Annotated in this window: 12 protein-coding genes; 9 read left to right on the plus strand and 3 right to left on the minus strand. The window is 64.3% G+C overall.

Translation table 11 applies throughout. The features are described 5' to 3' along the window. Positions 1-4 precede the first annotated feature (4 nt). The 3 genes from PKKP23_RS28960 to PKKP23_RS28970 all read left to right on the plus strand — a co-directional run bounded on the left by PKKP23_RS28960 (position 5) and on the right by PKKP23_RS28970 (position 4,445). On the plus strand, positions 5-1,042 hold the full coding sequence (locus PKKP23_RS28960; protein ID WP_017775912.1) for a LacI family DNA-binding transcriptional regulator: 1,038 nt from the start codon (positions 5-7) through the stop codon (positions 1,040-1,042). Positions 1,043-1,214: 172 nt separating this feature from the next. Next, positions 1,215-2,183: a ribokinase gene (gene rbsK, locus PKKP23_RS28965; RefSeq protein ID WP_420873256.1), complete on the plus strand. Its 969-nt coding sequence runs from the start codon at positions 1,215-1,217 to the stop codon at positions 2,181-2,183. Between the two features lie 456 nt (positions 2,184-2,639). Further along, positions 2,640-4,445, plus strand: a complete 1,806-nt coding sequence (locus tag PKKP23_RS28970; protein WP_126879390.1) for a methyl-accepting chemotaxis protein — start codon at positions 2,640-2,642, stop codon at positions 4,443-4,445. A gap of 81 nt (positions 4,446-4,526) precedes the next feature. Here PKKP23_RS28970 and PKKP23_RS28975 read toward each other — a convergent pair whose 3' ends face one another. Next, positions 4,527-4,748 (minus strand): hypothetical protein, encoded by a 222-nt coding sequence (locus tag PKKP23_RS28975; RefSeq protein WP_126879391.1) that lies wholly within the window; start codon positions 4,746-4,748, stop codon positions 4,527-4,529. A 91-nt stretch (positions 4,749-4,839) separates the two neighbouring features. Here PKKP23_RS28975 and PKKP23_RS28980 point away from each other — a divergent pair, with 91 nt between their 5' ends. The 5 genes from PKKP23_RS28980 to PKKP23_RS29000 all read left to right on the plus strand — a co-directional run bounded on the left by PKKP23_RS28980 (position 4,840) and on the right by PKKP23_RS29000 (position 13,182). Then, positions 4,840-5,601: a 2-keto-4-pentenoate hydratase gene (locus PKKP23_RS28980; RefSeq protein ID WP_126879392.1), complete on the plus strand. Its 762-nt coding sequence runs from the start codon at positions 4,840-4,842 to the stop codon at positions 5,599-5,601. 856 nt (positions 5,602-6,457) lie between these two features. After that, positions 6,458-8,380 (plus strand): PrkA family serine protein kinase, encoded by a 1,923-nt coding sequence (locus PKKP23_RS28985; protein ID WP_042298762.1) that lies wholly within the window; start codon positions 6,458-6,460, stop codon positions 8,378-8,380. 160 nt (positions 8,381-8,540) lie between these two features. Further along, the gene (locus PKKP23_RS28990; RefSeq protein ID WP_017775906.1) at positions 8,541-9,812 is read left to right on the plus strand and encodes a YeaH/YhbH family protein; all 1,272 of its coding nucleotides are present in this window, start codon (positions 8,541-8,543) and stop codon (positions 9,810-9,812) included. Further along, complete coding sequence (locus PKKP23_RS28995) at positions 9,809-11,512, plus strand: SpoVR family protein (RefSeq protein ID WP_126879393.1); 1,704 nt, start codon at positions 9,809-9,811, stop codon at positions 11,510-11,512. The genes PKKP23_RS28990 and PKKP23_RS28995 overlap by 4 nt, the downstream gene beginning before the upstream one ends. A 365-nt stretch (positions 11,513-11,877) precedes the next feature. Next, the gene (locus PKKP23_RS29000; RefSeq protein ID WP_017775904.1) at positions 11,878-13,182 is read left to right on the plus strand and encodes an MFS family transporter; all 1,305 of its coding nucleotides are present in this window, start codon (positions 11,878-11,880) and stop codon (positions 13,180-13,182) included. A gap of 61 nt (positions 13,183-13,243) precedes the next feature. On the opposite strand, the gene PKKP23_RS29005 is transcribed toward PKKP23_RS29000, so the two are convergent. Beyond that, positions 13,244-14,245 (minus strand): glycosyltransferase family 2 protein, encoded by a 1,002-nt coding sequence (locus PKKP23_RS29005; protein WP_126879394.1) that lies wholly within the window; start codon positions 14,243-14,245, stop codon positions 13,244-13,246. A gap of 365 nt (positions 14,246-14,610) precedes the next feature. On the opposite strand from PKKP23_RS29005, the gene PKKP23_RS29010 reads away from it, so the two are divergent. After that, a complete protein-coding gene (locus PKKP23_RS29010) occupies positions 14,611-15,096 on the plus strand; it encodes an aminoacyl-tRNA deacylase (protein WP_017775902.1) in 486 nt (161 codons plus the stop codon). Between the two features lie 121 nt (positions 15,097-15,217). Here the strand turns inward: PKKP23_RS29010 and PKKP23_RS29015 are convergent, their stop codons facing one another. Next, positions 15,218-16,753: a methyl-accepting chemotaxis protein gene (locus tag PKKP23_RS29015; protein WP_126879395.1), complete on the minus strand. Its 1,536-nt coding sequence runs from the start codon at positions 16,751-16,753 to the stop codon at positions 15,218-15,220. Positions 16,754-16,895: the final 142 nt, after the last annotated feature.

A 16,895-nucleotide genomic window follows, 5' to 3' on the forward strand; every position in this document is an offset into this window, starting at 1 on the left:
GCTTATGGCGACGATCAAGGATGTAGCGGCCGTGGCAGGCGTGTCGTTTACGACGGTATCGCACGTCGTCAACAACTCGCGCCCGGTGTCCGCGGATGTTCGCGCGAAGGTCGAGCGGGCCATCCACCAGCTCAATTACGTGCCGTCGGCCGTCGCGCGCTCGCTCAAGGCGCGTTCCACGGCCACGGTGGGGCTCGTCGTACCGAACGGCACGAATCCGTACTTTGCCGAACTCGCGCGCGGGGTCGAGGACGGTTGCGCGCGCAAAGGCTACTGCGTGTTCTTCTGCAACTCCGACGACGACCCGGCCAAGCAGCGCAGCTACCTGCGCGTCCTGCAGGAAAAGCGCATCGACGGACTGATCGTCGCATCGGCCGGCGACGACGCCGTGCTCGCGCAAACGCTTTCAGGCTCGCGCGAGCCACTCGTGATCGTGGACCGCAACATCGAAGGCCTCGCCGCCGACCTCGTGCAGATCGACCACGAGAAGGGCGCCTGGCTCGCCACGCGGCATCTGCTGGAACTGGGCCATTCGAAGATCGGCTGCATCACGGGGCCGGTGTCCACGGCGGTGAGCGCGATGCGCGTGCACGGCTTTCTGCGCGCCATGGCCGAACGGGGCATCGAGATTCCCGCGGGCGCTATCGTGGAAAGCGACTTTTCCGGCACGGGCGGTTACCGCGCGGCGAGCCAGCTGTTCGATTCGGTGCGGCCGAGCGCGATCTTCGCCGGCAACGACATGATGGGCATCGGCGCGCTGCGCGCCGCCGCCGAACGCGGCCTGCGCGTGCCGCAGGACTGCTCGGTGATCGGCTTCGACGACATCGAACTGGGCCGCTTCACCTACCCGGCGCTCTCGACGGTGGGCCAGTCGGTGCGCGCGCTCGGCGAAACGGCGGCGCAGACGCTGATCGAGCGCATTACGGGCACGGGGCAGACCGACGGTGCACCGCCGCGGCGGCGCGTGGTGGCGCCGCAGCTGATCGTGCGCGAATCGACGGCGCAGTGGTCGGGCGACCATGCGCAGGGGTTCGTGGCCTGACAGGCGCGGCGACGGGCGAGCGCGCTCGGGTCAGGCAACGCAGTGAAGCGCGACGAAGACCGACGAAGACCTGCGCGGCTCGATGCAACGCAAAGACGGCAAGGCGGAGAAGAGCGTGGCGGACGAAACAGCGGCAACGACAGTGAACGCAGTGAACGCAGGAAGCGCGGCAATGACAGGCATCCCGGGTAAGGCAGAGCAGGGGCAAGAGCAAAGGCAAGGGAAAAGACACGGCCGCGTGGCCGTGATCGGCAGCCTCAACATGGATCTGGTTGCCCGCGCGCCGCGCATGCCGAAGCCGGGCGAGACGCTGGCCGGCCACGCATTCGCCCAGGTGGCGGGCGGCAAGGGCGGCAACCAGGCCGTGGCCGCCGCGCGGCTGGGCGCCCGGGTGGCGATGGTGGGCTGCGTGGGCGCCGACGCGAACGGCGAGCAGCTGCGCGCGGGCCTGCTTGCCGAAGGCATCGATTGCACCGCACTTGAATCGAGCGCAAACGCCCCGACCGGCGTTGCGCTGATCGTCGTGGACGACAGCAGCCAGAACGCGATCGTCATCGTGGCCGGCAGCAACGGCGAGCTCACACCCGCTACCGTTGCGCGACATGAGGCCGTGCTGGCCGCCGCCGATGTCGTGGTCTGCCAGCTGGAGACGCCGGTCGACGCCGTGCATGCCGCGCTGGCGGCGGCGAACCGGCTCGGCAAGACCGTGATCCTCAATCCCGCGCCGGCCACCGGGCCGCTGCCCGCAGCGTGGCTGCCGCTCATCGACTATCTGATTCCGAACGAACTGGAGGCCGCGACGCTGACCGGCCTGCCGGCGAGCACGCCCGAAGACGCGGCGCGCGCCGCTGCGACGCTGTGCGCAGCCGGCGCGCGCAATGTGCTGGTGACGCTGGGCGCGCAGGGCGTCTGCGCCGCGCTTGGTGGAATGGAGCCTGTGCACTATCCGGCGCCGCGTGTGAGCGCCATCGATACGACTGCGGCCGGCGACACCTTCATTGGCGGCTTTGCGGCGCAACTCGCGGCAGGCGCGAGCGTCGACGAAGCCATTCGCTTCGCCCAGCGTGCGGCGGCTATTTCCGTCACGCGTGAAGGCGCCCAGCCTTCCATTCCGCGCCTCGCTGAGGTCGCCGCTTCTTGAGCGTTTCGTCAGTCGCGCGTGCCTCCTTCATAGCGGTCGTCGCGTTGCCGGAGCCGGCGTGGTGTGCTGCGCCCGGTTTTCCGAAGGTCATCATCTGAACTTCATGCTGCCTGTGCAGCACGCGGCGGCCCGACTTTCTTTCTTTTTCGCCGCTACACAGCGCGTCGCCGGTTCTCCCTCTCGTACCCGCTTGTCCTTCCATGTGCGCCGTGCGCGACGTCCGGGCGCCAATGAACAGCCTATTCGAACGCGCATTCCGCATCATTCCTCAGTCTTGCAATTTTTACCTGATTCCATGGTGAATATGATCAGACCATATAAAAGATTCAAGCATCAGGCTTTCTTGCCGTAAACGCCGTCATAGCACCGCACAGAAGATGGTGCATCGAGCGCCGCCAGTGAGACCCTGGCAAGGCCATCCGGAACCGGCCTCCCGCTTTTGCACACAGGAAGAACATGAACAAAGGCATCACCATCAAAGCCCGCATCGGGCTGACCATGACTTTTCTCGCGGCGCTGCTCGCGGCCATCAGCGTGCTGGGGCTCATCGGGCTCACGCGGGCCAACGATGCGCTGAAAAACACCTTCACCAATCAGATGCCGAGCGCCGTGTCGATCGCGAACTCGGAAGTCTATGCAGCGCGCGAACGCCTCGCGCTGGACCGCGCGGCGTTCCTGATCGGCACCTCGGAGGTGGCCGCGACGGTGGAACGCGCGAAGCTCATGCGCACCGAATCCGACAACTGGTGGAAGAAGTATCTGGCCTTGCCGCGCGGCGCGGAGGAAGACCGGCTCGCGCAAGTGGTGGCGGGCAGGCGCGAGGCGCTGCACACCGAAGCCGATGCCTTCGCCGCCACGGTCAACGCCGGCGACCAGTCCAAAATTCCGGACTCGGCCAAGCGGCTGCAAAAGGTCTACAACGACCTCGTCAACGCCGACAGCGATCTCGTGCAACTGCAGTTCCAGCAGGCGAAGGAGGGCTACGACAGCACGCAGTCCATGGTCGGCTTCTTTCGCATGACGAGCATCGGCGCACTCGTGGTCGGCCTTGGCGCCGCGCTCTTCTCCTTCTTCACGCTGCGCGGCGCCATTGCGCGACCGCTCGCGGAGGCGCTCGGACACTTCGACGCGATCGCGGCCGGCGACCTGCGGCGCGCCGTGGTGGTGCGCTCGCGCGACGAAATGGGCCAGTTGATGGAAGGCGTCGCGAAGATGCAAAAGAGCCTGATCGACACGGTCCGCACGGTGCGCGCCGGCAGCGAATCGATCGCGACGGCCACGCGGCAGATCGCCGCGGGCAACGTCGACCTCTCGTCGCGTACCGAGGAGCAGGCCTCGGCGCTCCAGGAAACGGCGTCGAGCATGGACGAGCTCACGGGCACCGTGCGCCAGAATGCGGACAATGCGCGCCAGGCCAGCGCGCTCGCCGCAAATGCATCGGAAATCGCGAACAAGGGCAACGCGGTGGTGAGCCAGGTGGTGGGCACGATGGGCGACATCAACCAGAGCTCGGCGAAGATCGCGGACATCATCGCGATCATCGAAGGCATTGCGTTCCAGACCAATATCCTCGCGCTCAACGCCGCCGTGGAAGCGGCCCGCGCGGGCGAGGACGGACGCGGCTTCGCCGTGGTGGCGGGCGAGGTGCGCAGCCTCGCGCAGCGCTCGTCGGCGGCGGCCAAGGAGATCAAGGAACTCATCGACACCTCCGTGGAGCGCGTGCAGTCGGGCTCGGCGCTGGTCGACGAAGCGGGGCGCACGATGGGCGAGATCATCGGCGCCGTCCAGCGCGTGACGGACATCATGGGCGAGATCGCCGCGGCATCCGAGGAGCAGAGCAGCGGCATCGACCAGGTGGCGCGCGCGGTCACGCAGATGGACGAAGTGACCCAGCAGAACGCGGCGCTGGTGGAGGAAGCGGCTGCTGCGGCGCAATCGCTGGAAGACCAGGCGGCGAAGCTGCGCGAGGCGGTGGCGGTGTTCCAGGTGGACGAGGGCGGCGCGGCGATGACGTTCGCGCAGCCGGTTCGGGCGGGCACGAAGGCGGCGAAGCCGGCGGCGGCAGGGCACAGCGCCGTAGCGAGGCCGGTTGCGCGAGCGCGGGCGAGCGCCCCGGCTCGCGCAGTGTCTGCTGCGGCGAAGGGCTCGACGGTTGCGGTCGCTGCGGTCTCGCCCTCTCCCGCCGCATCGGTGCCAGGCGCTTCGGCAGCGAGAGCTGCGCCCGTCAGCACTGGGTCGGACAAGGACTGGGAGACGTTCTGACCTGCAAACGACGCCGGTCGCGACGCCGATTGCGCTGCGCATCGGCGTCGCGCGAGAGCGTCCGGCAAGCCGCATTCCTTTTCATTCGCGGCATGCGAATGTCCAGAAAAGACCGCCATGACATGCAATGGCGGTCTTTTTTTCATTCTTCATAAATGAACGGTCGCGACGCAGCCCGGGTTCCGGTACATTGTCGTGCGCGGTAGCCATGCGTCTGCCTGGCACGCCGCCTGCACGGATGCGGCGGCCAAAGCCGCAGCATGCTGACGCGATGGCGTCGCCGGTATCTGCCGCAGCAGCCATGCGGGCGGCACCGCTTCGCCGCCAGACGCAGGTGCAGGCGCGGGTGCAGGGGCGGCAGCAAACCAACGGAGCGAGCGAGGAGGAATCCCACATGACGCGTAACGACCTTGCGCAATACCTCATCGATGCGCGCCGCGAGCATCGCCTCATCGAGACGCTGTCTGCCGATGCGTTGCCGCCGGACGCGGCCACCGCCTACGCCATCCAGCAGAAGGTGATTGCGGGGCTCGGCACGACGACAGGCGGCTGGAAGATCGGCGCCCGCTCGCCCGGTGGGGAGGCGGCCGGTGCGCCCATTCCCGCTACGGCTGTGTACGAATCTCCTGCGCGGCTCGAGCGCGGCCTGTTTTTCCGTGTGCTGATCGAACTCGAAATCGCGTTTCGCTTCGGCCACGCCATTGCGCCTCGCAGCGAGGCGTATGCGCGCGACGAGGTGCTCTCGCTGGTCGGTTCCGTGCTGCCGGCTATCGAGATCGTCGATAGCCGCTTTGGAGGCTGGCCCAACGTCGCGCCGCTTGCGCAACTCGCCGACGCCCAGAACAACGGTGCGCTCGTGATCGGCCACCCCGTGTCCTATAGCGGTTTCGCGCGCACGCTTGACTTTGTCGCCCCAGAACTCGAACTGTCGTTTGACGGCCGTTCGCTCGTGCCCGAAGCGCCGGGCAATCCGGCGGGCGATCCCCGCGAACTGCTGGTCTGGTTCGTCAATCACTGCGCCGCCATGGGCATCACGATCAAGCCGGGCTGGACGGTTACCACGGGCTCATATGTGGGGGCCCATCGCATCGAAGGGCCGGGGGCGGTTCATGCGCGTATCGACGGCCTCGGCGAGGTCGAGGTTTCGCTTCTTTAACGCTCGCCGCTTTCTTCCGCTTCTTTTCCGTTTCTTTTCTGCTTTCTTCCGCTCACTGCTGTTTCCCTGTCGCTGGCTGACGCGCAAGCGCCGCGACATGCTGTCCGCCTCCGGCGTGCGCATGCCGCATTCGCCGCGGTCGTGCCGTCTTCCTTCGGGTCCGGGTAGACCCTCTCGTGGATAACCCCTCTCGCTGACAACGTTTCGCCCGCCGTTATTGCAGGTGAAGCGCCACAGGTTTCACACATACGGAACACGCAACTTCGATCGGGCTGCAGCCTGCGAAACAGCAGGCATCACCCTTGCACGGTGGGCGTGACATCGAAGCGCAGGAAGAAGTTGTAACACGCTACCAAGGCTGTAATCGCACAATGAGGTCGGCGCGTTGAAACGGAAAACGGCAGCGATATCCCCGGCGCTACCCATGCATGAACGCATGGCTTCGACAGACATGGTGAGACGAACCGGATGGAACCACCAGAGCCTGTGCGTTGCTGAGCCGTGAGCAGCAACCATGGAAAGGTGCTAACGGGCATGGGCTGATGTGCCATGAACGTGACAGTGCGTCGCGTAGCGTGACAGAGCGTGAAGGGGTTGGGGCAAGACGTCTTGATGTTACCCATCGAGGCTTGCTTGACGAAGCAGATGTACCGCAGGAATGACGCAGCAGGGACGAAGATTGTAGGTGACGCTGTACGCGCTTTCCAGCGCGTTTTGCGCGAACGCAGTACGGCGCTTTTTTAGCAACGAGCCCGTGAAAAAAAATTTAAAAGGGTTTAGGATGAATTCGAGCGATGTCGTTTCCGATTAGCGCGCCGCGCACGACATCGGTCGCAGACTTCGGCGAGGAGGTAGCATGGATATCTACAGCAGTTTCGCGACCCGCTTCGAGAAAACGCGAGAGGAGGAACTCTCGCTCGAGGAGTATCTCGCGCTCTGCAAAGACAATCCCGCCGCGTACGCCACCGCCGGCGAGCGCATGTTGACGGCCATTGGCGAGCCTGAACAGATCGACACTCGCAACGACCCGCGGCTCTCGCGGATCTTCGCGAACAAGGTGATCAAGGTTTACCCCGCGTTCCGTGAGTTCTACGGAATGGAAGATGTGATCGAACAGGTGGTGTCGTACTTCCGCCATTCGGCACAGGGGCTGGAAGAGAAGAAGCAGATTCTCTATCTGCTTGGACCGGTAGGGGGCGGCAAGTCGTCGATTGCGGAGCGTCTCAAGCAGTTGATGGAGCGCGTGCCGTTCTACGCGATCAAAGGGTCGCCCGTGAACGAGTCGCCGCTCGGCCTGTTCGATTACGACGAGGACGGTCCGATCCTCGAAGAGCAATACGGAATTCCGCGACGCTACCTCAAGAGCATTCTGAGCCCGTGGGCCGTGAAGCGGCTTCACGAGTACAACGGCGACATCCGCAAGTTCCGCGTGGTGCGCCGCTATCCTTCCATCCTGCGGCAGATCGGCATTGCGAAGACCGAACCCGGCGACGAGAACAATCAGGACATCTCTTCGCTTGTCGGCAAGGTCGATATCCGCAAGCTCGAACAGTATGCGCAGGACGACGCCGACGCCTACAGTTACTCGGGTGGCCTGTGCCTCGCGAATCAGGGCCTGCTCGAATTCGTGGAAATGTTCAAGGCGCCGATCAAGGTGCTGCACCCGCTGCTCACCGCGACTCAGGAAGGCAACTTCAAGGGCACGGAAGGCTTCGGTGCAATCCCGTTTGACGGCGTGATCCTCGCGCACTCGAACGAGTCCGAGTGGAAGGCATTTCGCAACAATCGCAACAACGAAGCACTGCTCGACCGGATCTTCGTCGTGAAGGTGCCGTACTGCCTGCGCTACTCGGAAGAGATGAAGATCTACGAGAAGCTGCTGCGCAATTCGTCGCTTGCGAGTGCGGTGTGTGCGCCGGGCACGCTCAAGATGATGGCGCAGTTCTCGGTGCTCACGCGTTTGCAGGAACCGGAGAACTCCAGTCTTTTCTCGAAGATGCAGGTGTACGACGGCGAGAACCTCAAGGACACCGATCCAAAAGCGAAGTCGTACCAGGAGTATCGCGACTTTGCCGGCGTGGACGAGGGCATGACCGGTGTGTCCACGCGCTTCGCGTTCAAGATCATGTCGCGCGTGTTCAACTTCGATTCGACCGAGGTTGCGGCCAACCCGGTGCACCTGATGTATGTGCTCGAACAGCAGATCGAGCGCGAACAGTTCCCACCGGAAACGGAACAGAAGTACCTCTCGTTCATCAAGGATGTACTCGCCTCGCGCTACGCCGAGTTCATCGGCAAGGAGATCCAGACAGCCTATCTGGAGTCGTACTCCGAGTACGGGCAGAACATCTTCGACCGCTACGTGACGTACGCCGACTTCTGGATTCAGGATCAGGAGTTCCGCGACCACGACACGGGCGAGAGCTTCGACCGCGCGGCCCTCAACGCCGAACTGGAGAAGATCGAGAAGCCTGCGGGCATCAGCAACCCCAAGGACTTCCGCAACGAGATCGTCAATTTCGTGCTGCGCGCACGGGCGGCCAACGCGGGCAAGAACCCCGCCTGGATCAGCTACGAGAAACTGCGCGTCGTGATCGAAAAGAAGATGTTCTCGAACACGGAAGAACTTTTACCGGTCATTTCGTTCAACGCGAAGGGGTCGGCGGAGGAACAGCGCAAGCACGAAGACTTTGTCAACCGGATGGTCGCCAAAGGCTACACGCCGAAGCAGGTCCGGCTCCTGTGCGACTGGTACCTGCGTGTGCGCAAGTCGTCATGAAAACGGCGGGCGTACAGCCCGCGCGAGCCTGCTTGACGGGGACCGCGCGGGCACCTTGCGAGACGCGGGCCGCATGGCCGCCGGTTGCGGGATGACGTACACGTACGTCGCATCCGCAACCCGCGCTTCGCCTCTCTAAAACTGGAGCGGGAGACCGGATGTGCTTCACCAGATCATCGACCGCAGACTGGCCGGCAAGAACAAGAGCATTGCAAATCGCGAGCGCTTCCTGCGTCGCGTAAAGAACTACATTCGTCACGCCGTTTCGGAAGCGGTGCGTGACCGCAGCATCAAGGACATTCAGAACACCCAGAGCATCACCATTCCCCGCAAGGACATCGCCGAACCGTCGTTCCGGCATGGCCCGGGCGGTCGGCGTGAAATGGTGCATCCCGGCAATGCCGACTACATTCGCGGCGACCGCATTCCGCGGCCCCCGGGCGGCGGCTCGGGCGGAGGCGGCAGCCAGGCGAGCAACGAAGGCGAGGGGCAGGACGACTTCGTCTTCGAACTCTCGCGCGAAGAGTTCATGCAGTACTTCTTCGACGACCTGGAGTTGCCGCGGCTCGTCAAAACGCACCTGCTTGCCGTGCCCACGTGGAAGAGCGTGCGCGCAGGCTGGGCCGCTGAAGGCACGCCGAACAACATCGACGTGGTGCGCTCGCTGCGCAGCGCACTCGGCCGGCGCATCGCACTGGGGGCGCCGCTCGTCAACGAGCTGCACGAACTCGAACGGCAGCTCGAAGAGCTCAAGGCCGACCCGGCGGACCGGCGCGAAGAGATCAAGCTGCTCGAAGACGAGATCCATCATCTGCGCGGGCGCATCTGGCGTATTCCGTTCATCGACCCGTTCGATCTGCGCTACGTGAACCGCGTCAAGCAGCCGCAACCGTCCAGCCAGGCGGTGATGTTCTGTTTGATGGACGTTTCGGGTTCGATGGACGAGCAGCGCAAGGATCTGGCCAAGCGCTTCTTCATCCTGCTGTACCTGTTCCTCAAGCGCAATTACGAGCGCATCGAGGTGGTGTTCATCCGTCACCACACGCGTGCCGAAGAGGTCGACGAGGACACGTTCTTCCATTCGACCGAAAGCGGCGGCACGGTGGTGTCGAGCGCGCTCGAACTCATGCGCAAGATCATCGAAGAGCGCTACTCGCCGACTGAATGGAATATTTACGGGGCGCAGGCGTCGGACGGCGATAACTGGACCGACGACTCGCCAAAGTGCCGCAAGATCCTTTCGGATGACATCCTCGATAAGGTGCGGTATTTTGCCTATATCCAGGTGACCCCCGAAGAGCAGAACCTCTGGCTCGAGTACGCCCAGTTGGCGGAAACCGTCCCGCACCTTGCGATGAAGAAGGTGGAAACGGCCGCCGATATCTATCCGGTGTTCCGGGAGCTGTTTGAAAAGCAGGCGGCCGCATCATGACGACCCGGCATCTGGATAACGAAGCGCGCGGTTACCAGCCGGAGCGCGGCAAAGACGCGGGCTCGCAGAAGCACGACGAGCCGCGCGTTCAGAAGGAAGCCGCGCAGAGCGCAACCGAGCAGGGTGAAGCGCGGGGGCGCACCGAAATGCCCGTCGCCGGGCAAAGGGAAGTCCGTATGAACGTAGCCGACAGAAGGCCGTTGCCGTGCCCGTCAGACTGGACCTTTGAGCTGATCGAAGAGTACGACACGCATATCGCCCGTGTTGCGGAGCAATACGAACTCGACGTCTACCCGATCCAGCTCGAAGTCATCAGCGCCGAACAGATGATGGACGCCTACGCGTCCGTCGGCATGCCGGTCAATTACCGGCACTGGTCGTTCGGCAAACATTTCCTCTCCACCGAAAAGAGCTATCGCCGGGGCCAGATGGGCCTCGCTTACGAGATCGTCATCAACTCGAACCCCTGCATCGCGTATCTCATGGAAGAGAACACGATGACGATGCAGGCGCTCGTGATCGCGCACGCGGCGTACGGGCACAACTCGTTCTTCAAGGGCAACTACCTGTTCCGGCTGTGGACCGACGCGCACGCCATCATCGACTACCTCGTCTACGCGAAGAACTACATCGCCGAGTGCGAGGAGCGCTATGGGCTCGACCGCGTCGAAGAGTTGCTCGACTCGTGCCACGCGCTCATGAACTATGGCGTGGACCGCTACAAGCGGCCGCAAAAGCTCTCACTGGAGCGCGAGGCAGCGATGCGCCGCGAACGCGAGGCGTATCTGCAGTCGCAGGTGAACGACCTGTGGCGCACCTTGCCCACACGGCCGTTGCAGATGGCCGAAGAAGTCGAGGAACGTTTTCCGCCCGAGCCACAGGAAAACCTGCTGTATTTCGCGGAGAAAAACGCGCCGCTGCTGCAGCCGTGGGAGCGCGAAGTCATCCGCATCGTGCGCAAGATCGGCCAGTACTTCTATCCGCAGCGGCAGACCCAGGTCATGAACGAAGGCTGGGCTACCTTCTGGCATTACACCCTGCTCAATACGCTCTACAACCAGGGCAAGCTGGAAGATAGCTTCATGATGGAGTTTCTCCATTCGCACAGCAACGTGATCTACCAGCCGCCCGTCACCAAGCCCTACTACAGCGGCATCAATCCGTATGCGCTTGGTTTTTCGATGATGAGCGACATTCGCCGCATCTGCGAGTCACCTACGGAAGAAGACCGGCAGTGGTTCCCGGAACTGGCGGGCAGCCCCTGGCTGCCGGCGCTGCACTACGCGATGCGCAACTTCAAGGACGAGAGCTTCGTGGCGCAATATCTGTCGCCGCACCTGATCCGCGAAATGCGGCTCTTCTCGGTGCTCGACGACGACATGCGCGATGCACTCGAAGTCTCGGCCATCCACGACGACAGCGGCTATCAGTACGTGCGTCAGGCGCTTTCGCGGCAGTACGACATCCATCACCGCGAGCCGAACATCCAGGTGTGGTCGGTCAACACGCGTGGCGACCGGAGTCTCACACTGCGCCACTTCATGAGCGACAACCGGCACCTGTCGAGCGATAGCGACGAGGTACTCAAGCACATGGCGCGGCTCTGGCAATTCGACGTGTACCTGGAGAGCGTGGACGAGAACGGTACGGTCAGGAAGCGCTACGAGTGCCGGTACGTGCCGCCGGCGCTGAGGCTCTAGATTCGCGCAAAACGGGTAGGGGGCATGGCGGGCTTCCTGCTCAGCGGTTATAGCGACCACTGCAACATGCCATGCAAGGCCAGCCTCCGGGCTGGCTTTTTTTGTTGCTGGCGGTCTTAAGCGACGGCCTCCACGGCACGCGCGGACAATCCCCCGGCGTCATTAGCCGGAGCGCACATCGGCATTCACCCGCCGCGCATTCCTTTCTAAAACTATTCAGTCAGCTTTCTGGGATATCCGCTAAGATACGCCGGCGCCGAATCTTACGATCTGCCGACTCCGGCGCGCGCCCGCCCAGCAAGAGGCGGGGCCGGCAAGGCGGCATCACGACCGCCGTCTCTATCCAGCCAGAGGACCCACCCAGCATGACAGACCAGACCGCTATCGCCGCGCCCGATGCCGCAGACGTGCGCCGCCGCATTTTCGCCATTGTCGGGGCATCGTCGGGCAATCTCGTCGAGTGGTTCGACTTCTACGTCTACTCGTTCTGCGCGCTGTATTTCGCCCCGGCATTCTTCCCTAGCGGCAACACCACGACGCAGTTGCTCAACACCGCGGGCGTGTTCGCCGCGGGCTTCCTGATGCGTCCTATCGGCGGCTGGTTCTTCGGCCGGCTCGCGGACCGGCATGGCCGGCGCACCGCGATGATGATCTCGGTCTTCATGATGTGCGGCGGCTCGCTCGTCATTGCCGTGCTGCCCACCTACGCGCAGATCGGCGCGCTCGCGCCGGCGCTGCTGCTCGTCGCCCGGCTGTTTCAGGGTCTTTCCGTGGGCGGCGAATACGGCACCAGCGCCACCTACATGAGCGAGGTGGCGCTGCGCGGCCGGCGCGGCTTTTTCGCATCGTTCCAGTACGTGACGCTGATTGGCGGACAACTCTGCGCGCTGCTCGTGCTCGTGATCCTGCAACAGGCGCTCAGCAGCGAAGAACTCAAGGCGTGGGGTTGGCGCGTGCCGTTCGTCGTAGGCGCACTCGCGGCCCTCGTGTCGCTCTATCTGCGCAAATCGCTCGATGAAACCACGACGGAGGAAACCCGCCGACGCCGCGAAGCCGGCACGCTGCGCGGCCTCTGGCAGCATCGCGGCGCATTCCTGACGGTGGTGGGCTTCACGGCGGGCGGCTCGCTGATTTTCTATACGTTCACGACCTACATGCAGAAGTACCTCGTCAACACGGCCGGCATGCACGCGAAGACCGCGAGCAACGTGATGACGGGCGCGCTCTTCGCCTACATGGTCATGCAGCCGCTGTTCGGCGCATTGTCGGACCGTATTGGCCGGCGCAAGTCCATGCTGCTGTTTGCCTTCTTCGCCGTGCTCGGCACCGTGCCGCTGCTGCACGCGCTCGCGAGCGTGACGAGCCCGGTCGCGGCCTTCGTGCTCGTTACGATCGCGCTTGCCATCGTGAGTTTCTATACGTCGATCAGCGGGCTCATCAAGGCCGAGATGTTTCCGCCTGAAGTGCGCGCAATCGGCGTCGGTCTCTCGTATGCGGTGGGCAACGCGATCTTCGGCGGCTCGGCCGAGTACGTCGCGCTCTGGCTCAAGCAGGCGGGCAGCGAGTCGATGTTCTACTGGTACGTCACGGCCATGTGCGCACTGGCCGGCATCGTGTCGCTGCGCATGCGCGATCCGTCCGCGGAAGGTTACCTGCGGCACGAACCCTGATGTCGGAAGCTGAAGGGCAGGGCGCGCGCCGCACGCCCTTGCGAACGCTTCAGCGACACACTCAGGGCAGCCGCACCCTGGTCGTGTCCACCACCTGCTCGCCCGCCAGGGGCGCCGGTTCCTCGTGCGCATGCCGCGCTGCCTTGCCGATCATGAGCAGGTGATAGTAGAGGCGAGGGCTCAGTCCGTAGCGGTAGGCGTGCAGATGATGGAGTGCGAGATTGAGCCCCGCGCGGGCCTGTCCGTTGCGCGCGTAGAGCGAGACCACGATGGGCACGAGGCGGCGCAGCGCTACCTTGCGGGCCGGCTCGAGTGCCGCAGGCAGCGCGAGCCCCTTTACGAACTGCCACGCGGCCATCGACGCCGCGCTCGTCGTATGGCGCGTGGACTGCGAAACGGAGACGTCGGTCTTGCGGTAGCACGACACGTATTCGTCCACATAGCAGACCTGCTGCGCCGCGAGGCACAGGCGCGTGCCGAACACGAAATCGCAGCACGTGCCGTAGTGTCCGTCGTAGCCGATGCGCTTCACGAGCGCCGCATTGGCCATCCACCCATTGTTGGGAAACATCTGCACGAGACCCACGCGGCCCGGCTGTGGCTGCAGTCCCGCTGCGCGCGGCGTTCGATGGAATGCTGCGTTGAGCTTGCGACTCGCCGTGAGATCGACGCGCCCGTGCTGGTCTACCTCGTATTGATTGCCGAACGCCACCTCGAGCCCCGGATGCCGCTCCCATTGCGCAAGGAGCCGCTCCACGCCGTTCGTGATGAGGGAGTCGTCGTCGTGGATCAGGAGAATCTTGTCGCCGCTTGCGCGGGCAAAGAGGCTCTCGACGTTGCGTGCCTGGCCCAGCGGCGGCGTATTGCGCTGGTAGACCACGCGCGGCTCGTGCCGGTAGCGCGTGGCGATGAGCCGCTCGGTGCGGTCGTCGCGGGAGTCGTCGCCGATCAGGATCTCGAGGTCGGCGTGGGTCTGTCCGAGACACGAGTCGATGCATCGCACGATCAGGTGCGGACGGTCGCACGTCGGCAGGCAAATGGAGACTTTGGTACTTGTCGTCATGACACGCTCCGGTCGTGGAAGTCGCCGCGGCGGTATTCGCAATGCGAACTTTTGCCGGGTGGCATGACGGTAGTTGAAAAAAACTCGAAAGAAATCGGAAATTATTCGCAGCGCGTGGCCGATACGAAAAGCGCGTACGTAGCGCGAAAAAACCAGACGAAAGGCGAGAGAAGCGCGAATTTGTCTCGAAACCGTCTGAGGAATGAATGTTGCGGCGCAGTAAGGCGAGGTGAGGATTTTGCCGAAGCGCTTTGGCGAAACCGCCATGCGAGACACTGACCGGGCCGGCAGGTCGCCGCAAAGCGACCTATGCTGGATGGCACACGCGCTGTTTTCGTCGACCGCTCTTTTCATGGAGGTGCGTCATGCCGATGTCAGCCACCCTCGAGGAGTGCCTGCGCAGCAAGGGCTCCCGCTACGAGATCGTGCATCACCCCTACAGTCATTCGAGTGTCGAGACCGCGGTCGCGGCGCACGTGCCCGGCGACCGGCTGGCCAAGACGGTGCTGCTCGAAGACGAGCAGGGCTACGTGGCCGCAGTGTTGCCCTCCACCTACGCTGTGCGGCTCTCCGAGCTATGGGCGAAAACGGGCCGCCGCCTGACGCTTGCGCGGGAGATGGACCTGCGCGAGCTCTTCAAGGATTGCGACGTGGGCGCGCTGCCGCCCGTTTGCACCGCCTACGGGATGAAGACGTATCTCGACGAAAGCCTCGCGCAGCAGCCGGACATTTACTTCGAGGCCGGCGATCACGAAGAACTCGTCCACATGGGCGCCGAGCAGTTCCTTTCGCTCATGGGCGACGCCGAACGCGCGCGGTTCGCGCATCGCATCCAGCGGCTCGCGATCTGAACGCTGCGGTCCGGCCGGCTGGCGTCGGCGCCGTGCAGCGCGCGGACCGGCGATCTTTGGCGCCGGCCTTCGCGCGCCGTAGTCACGCTTGCTCGACGCCTGCTTGCCCATCGCGCCGGCATCAGCCCAGCCGGAACACGGAGACCGCCGACCTGAGCCGCCCCGCCTGCCCGTCGAGCGACGATGCGGCCGCCGCGGCCTGTTCCACGAGGGCCGCGTTCTGCTGCGTGACTTCATCCATTTGCGCAACGGCCTTGCCGACCTGCTCGATGCCGGTGCTCTGTTCTTCGGAAGCGGCCGAGATCTCGCCCATGATGTGCGCCACCTGGCCGATGGCGCGCACGATGTCGTTCATGCGCTCGCCCGCCACTTCCACGAGCCGGCTGCCGCTGTCCACCTTGCCGACCGACACCTCGATCAGTTCCTTGATGTCCTTCGCGGCTGCCGCGCTGCGTTGGGCGAGCGAACGGACCTCGGCGGCCACGACGGCGAATCCGCGTCCTTCTTCTCCGGCGCGCGCCGCTTCGACGGCGGCGTTGAGCGCAAGGATGTTAGTCTGAAACGCGATGCTCTCGATCACCGTCGTGATGTCGGCAATCCGCCCGGACTGCTGCGAGATCTGCTGCATGGTGTCGACCACCTCGCGCACGGCAGCGCCGCCGCGTTCCGTGGCGAGCCGCGCGGTGCTTACGATGCCGTTGGCCTCGCGGGCGTTGTCGGCGTTCTGCTTGACCGTCGCCGTGATCTGCTCCATGCTCGCGGCCGTTTCTTCGAGCGATGCCGCCTGCTGTTCGGTGCGTTGCGAGAGGTCGAGGTTGCCTTGCGCGATCTCGCCGGTGCCCACGGCGATCGCGTGGGTCGCAGACTGGATTTCGGCAATCGTGGCCGCAAGCCGCGTCTTCATTTCGCCGAGCGCGGCCAGCAAGCTGCCTTTGCCGGCGCGCGTGGCATCGAACGCGATGCCGAGGTTGCCGTTGGCGATCTGCGTGGCCACCTGCGCGGCGTGGGCCGGCTCCCCGCCGAGCGTGCGTCGCACGCTGCGCAGCACCGCCCACGCGATGCCCGCAAGGGCCGCCGCGATGACGAGCGCGATGCTCCCGAGTACGATGGCGAGCCGGTTGAAGGCGGCGCTGATGTCGTCGTAGAAGAAGCCCGTGCCGATCCACCAGTCCCAGTCGGGAATGGACACCACGCCCTGGAGTTTCGGCTCGACGTCCGCGTCGGGGCTGCGCCTGATCAGCACGTCGACGAGCGCGAAGTGCGACTGTGCCATGCCGGCGCGGTAGGCTTCGCTGTCCGTGAGTCCCTCTGTCGTGCGGTTGCCTTTGGCCCGGGTGCCGATGAACTTCGCGTTCGGGTGCACGAGGTTGATGCCGTCCGAGGTCGTGACCCAGTAGTAGCTCTTCGTGTTCGCGTTGAGCTGCGAAAGCGCGACTTTCGCCTGCTGCTGGGCTTCGTCGCGCGTGAGCGTACCGCGCGCCTGCAACGCGCGGTACGCGTTCACGAGATGCTCGGCCTTCGTCAGGAGAATGACGATCTCTTCGCGGCGGCTCTCGATGAGCGCGCCCCGCAGCGTCTGCAACGCCATGGCGGCAAGCAGCACGACGCCGAGCAGGGCGGCGCCAACGAGCAACAGCAGTTTCGTGGACAGTTTCATGTGGGTCATGTGGGTGATGTAGCGGCGTGGGTGCAAGGTCGGGAGACTTTATTAACTATCTGGTACATATATCGGCGCAGCCCTTCAACGCTTGAGCCACGGCGGCTACGGGGTAACCCGCGATTCGTGCGGTGATCGCACG

It is taken from the genome of Paraburkholderia kururiensis JCM 10599 = LMG 19447 (assembly GCF_003986935.1).
Taxonomy (GTDB): Bacteria; Pseudomonadota; Gammaproteobacteria; order Burkholderiales; family Burkholderiaceae; genus Paraburkholderia; species Paraburkholderia kururiensis.

Excerpts from the sequence above, each read along its gene's own strand:
- PKKP23_RS28980 (WP_126879392.1), top strand. The coding sequence starts at position 4,840 with ATGACGCGTAACGACCTTGCGCAATACCTCATCGATGCGCGCCGCGAG.
- PKKP23_RS28995 (WP_126879393.1), top strand. The coding sequence starts at position 9,809 with ATGACGACCCGGCATCTGGATAACGAAGCGCGCGGTTACCAGCCGGAG.
- PKKP23_RS29010 (WP_017775902.1), top strand. The coding sequence starts at position 14,611 with ATGCCGATGTCAGCCACCCTCGAGGAGTGCCTGCGCAGCAAGGGCTCC.
- PKKP23_RS28975 (WP_126879391.1), bottom strand. The coding sequence starts at position 4,748 with ATGGCTGCTGCGGCAGATACCGGCGACGCCATCGCGTCAGCATGCTGC.
- rbsK (WP_420873256.1), top strand. The coding sequence starts at position 1,215 with ATGACAGGCATCCCGGGTAAGGCAGAGCAGGGGCAAGAGCAAAGGCAA.
- PKKP23_RS29015 (WP_126879395.1), bottom strand. The coding sequence starts at position 16,753 with ATGAAACTGTCCACGAAACTGCTGTTGCTCGTTGGCGCCGCCCTGCTC.
- PKKP23_RS29000 (WP_017775904.1), top strand. The coding sequence starts at position 11,878 with ATGACAGACCAGACCGCTATCGCCGCGCCCGATGCCGCAGACGTGCGC.
- PKKP23_RS28970 (WP_126879390.1), top strand. The coding sequence starts at position 2,640 with ATGAACAAAGGCATCACCATCAAAGCCCGCATCGGGCTGACCATGACT.
- PKKP23_RS28960 (WP_017775912.1), top strand. The coding sequence starts at position 5 with ATGGCGACGATCAAGGATGTAGCGGCCGTGGCAGGCGTGTCGTTTACG.
- PKKP23_RS28985 (WP_042298762.1), top strand. The coding sequence starts at position 6,458 with ATGGATATCTACAGCAGTTTCGCGACCCGCTTCGAGAAAACGCGAGAG.
- PKKP23_RS29005 (WP_126879394.1), bottom strand. The coding sequence starts at position 14,245 with ATGACGACAAGTACCAAAGTCTCCATTTGCCTGCCGACGTGCGACCGT.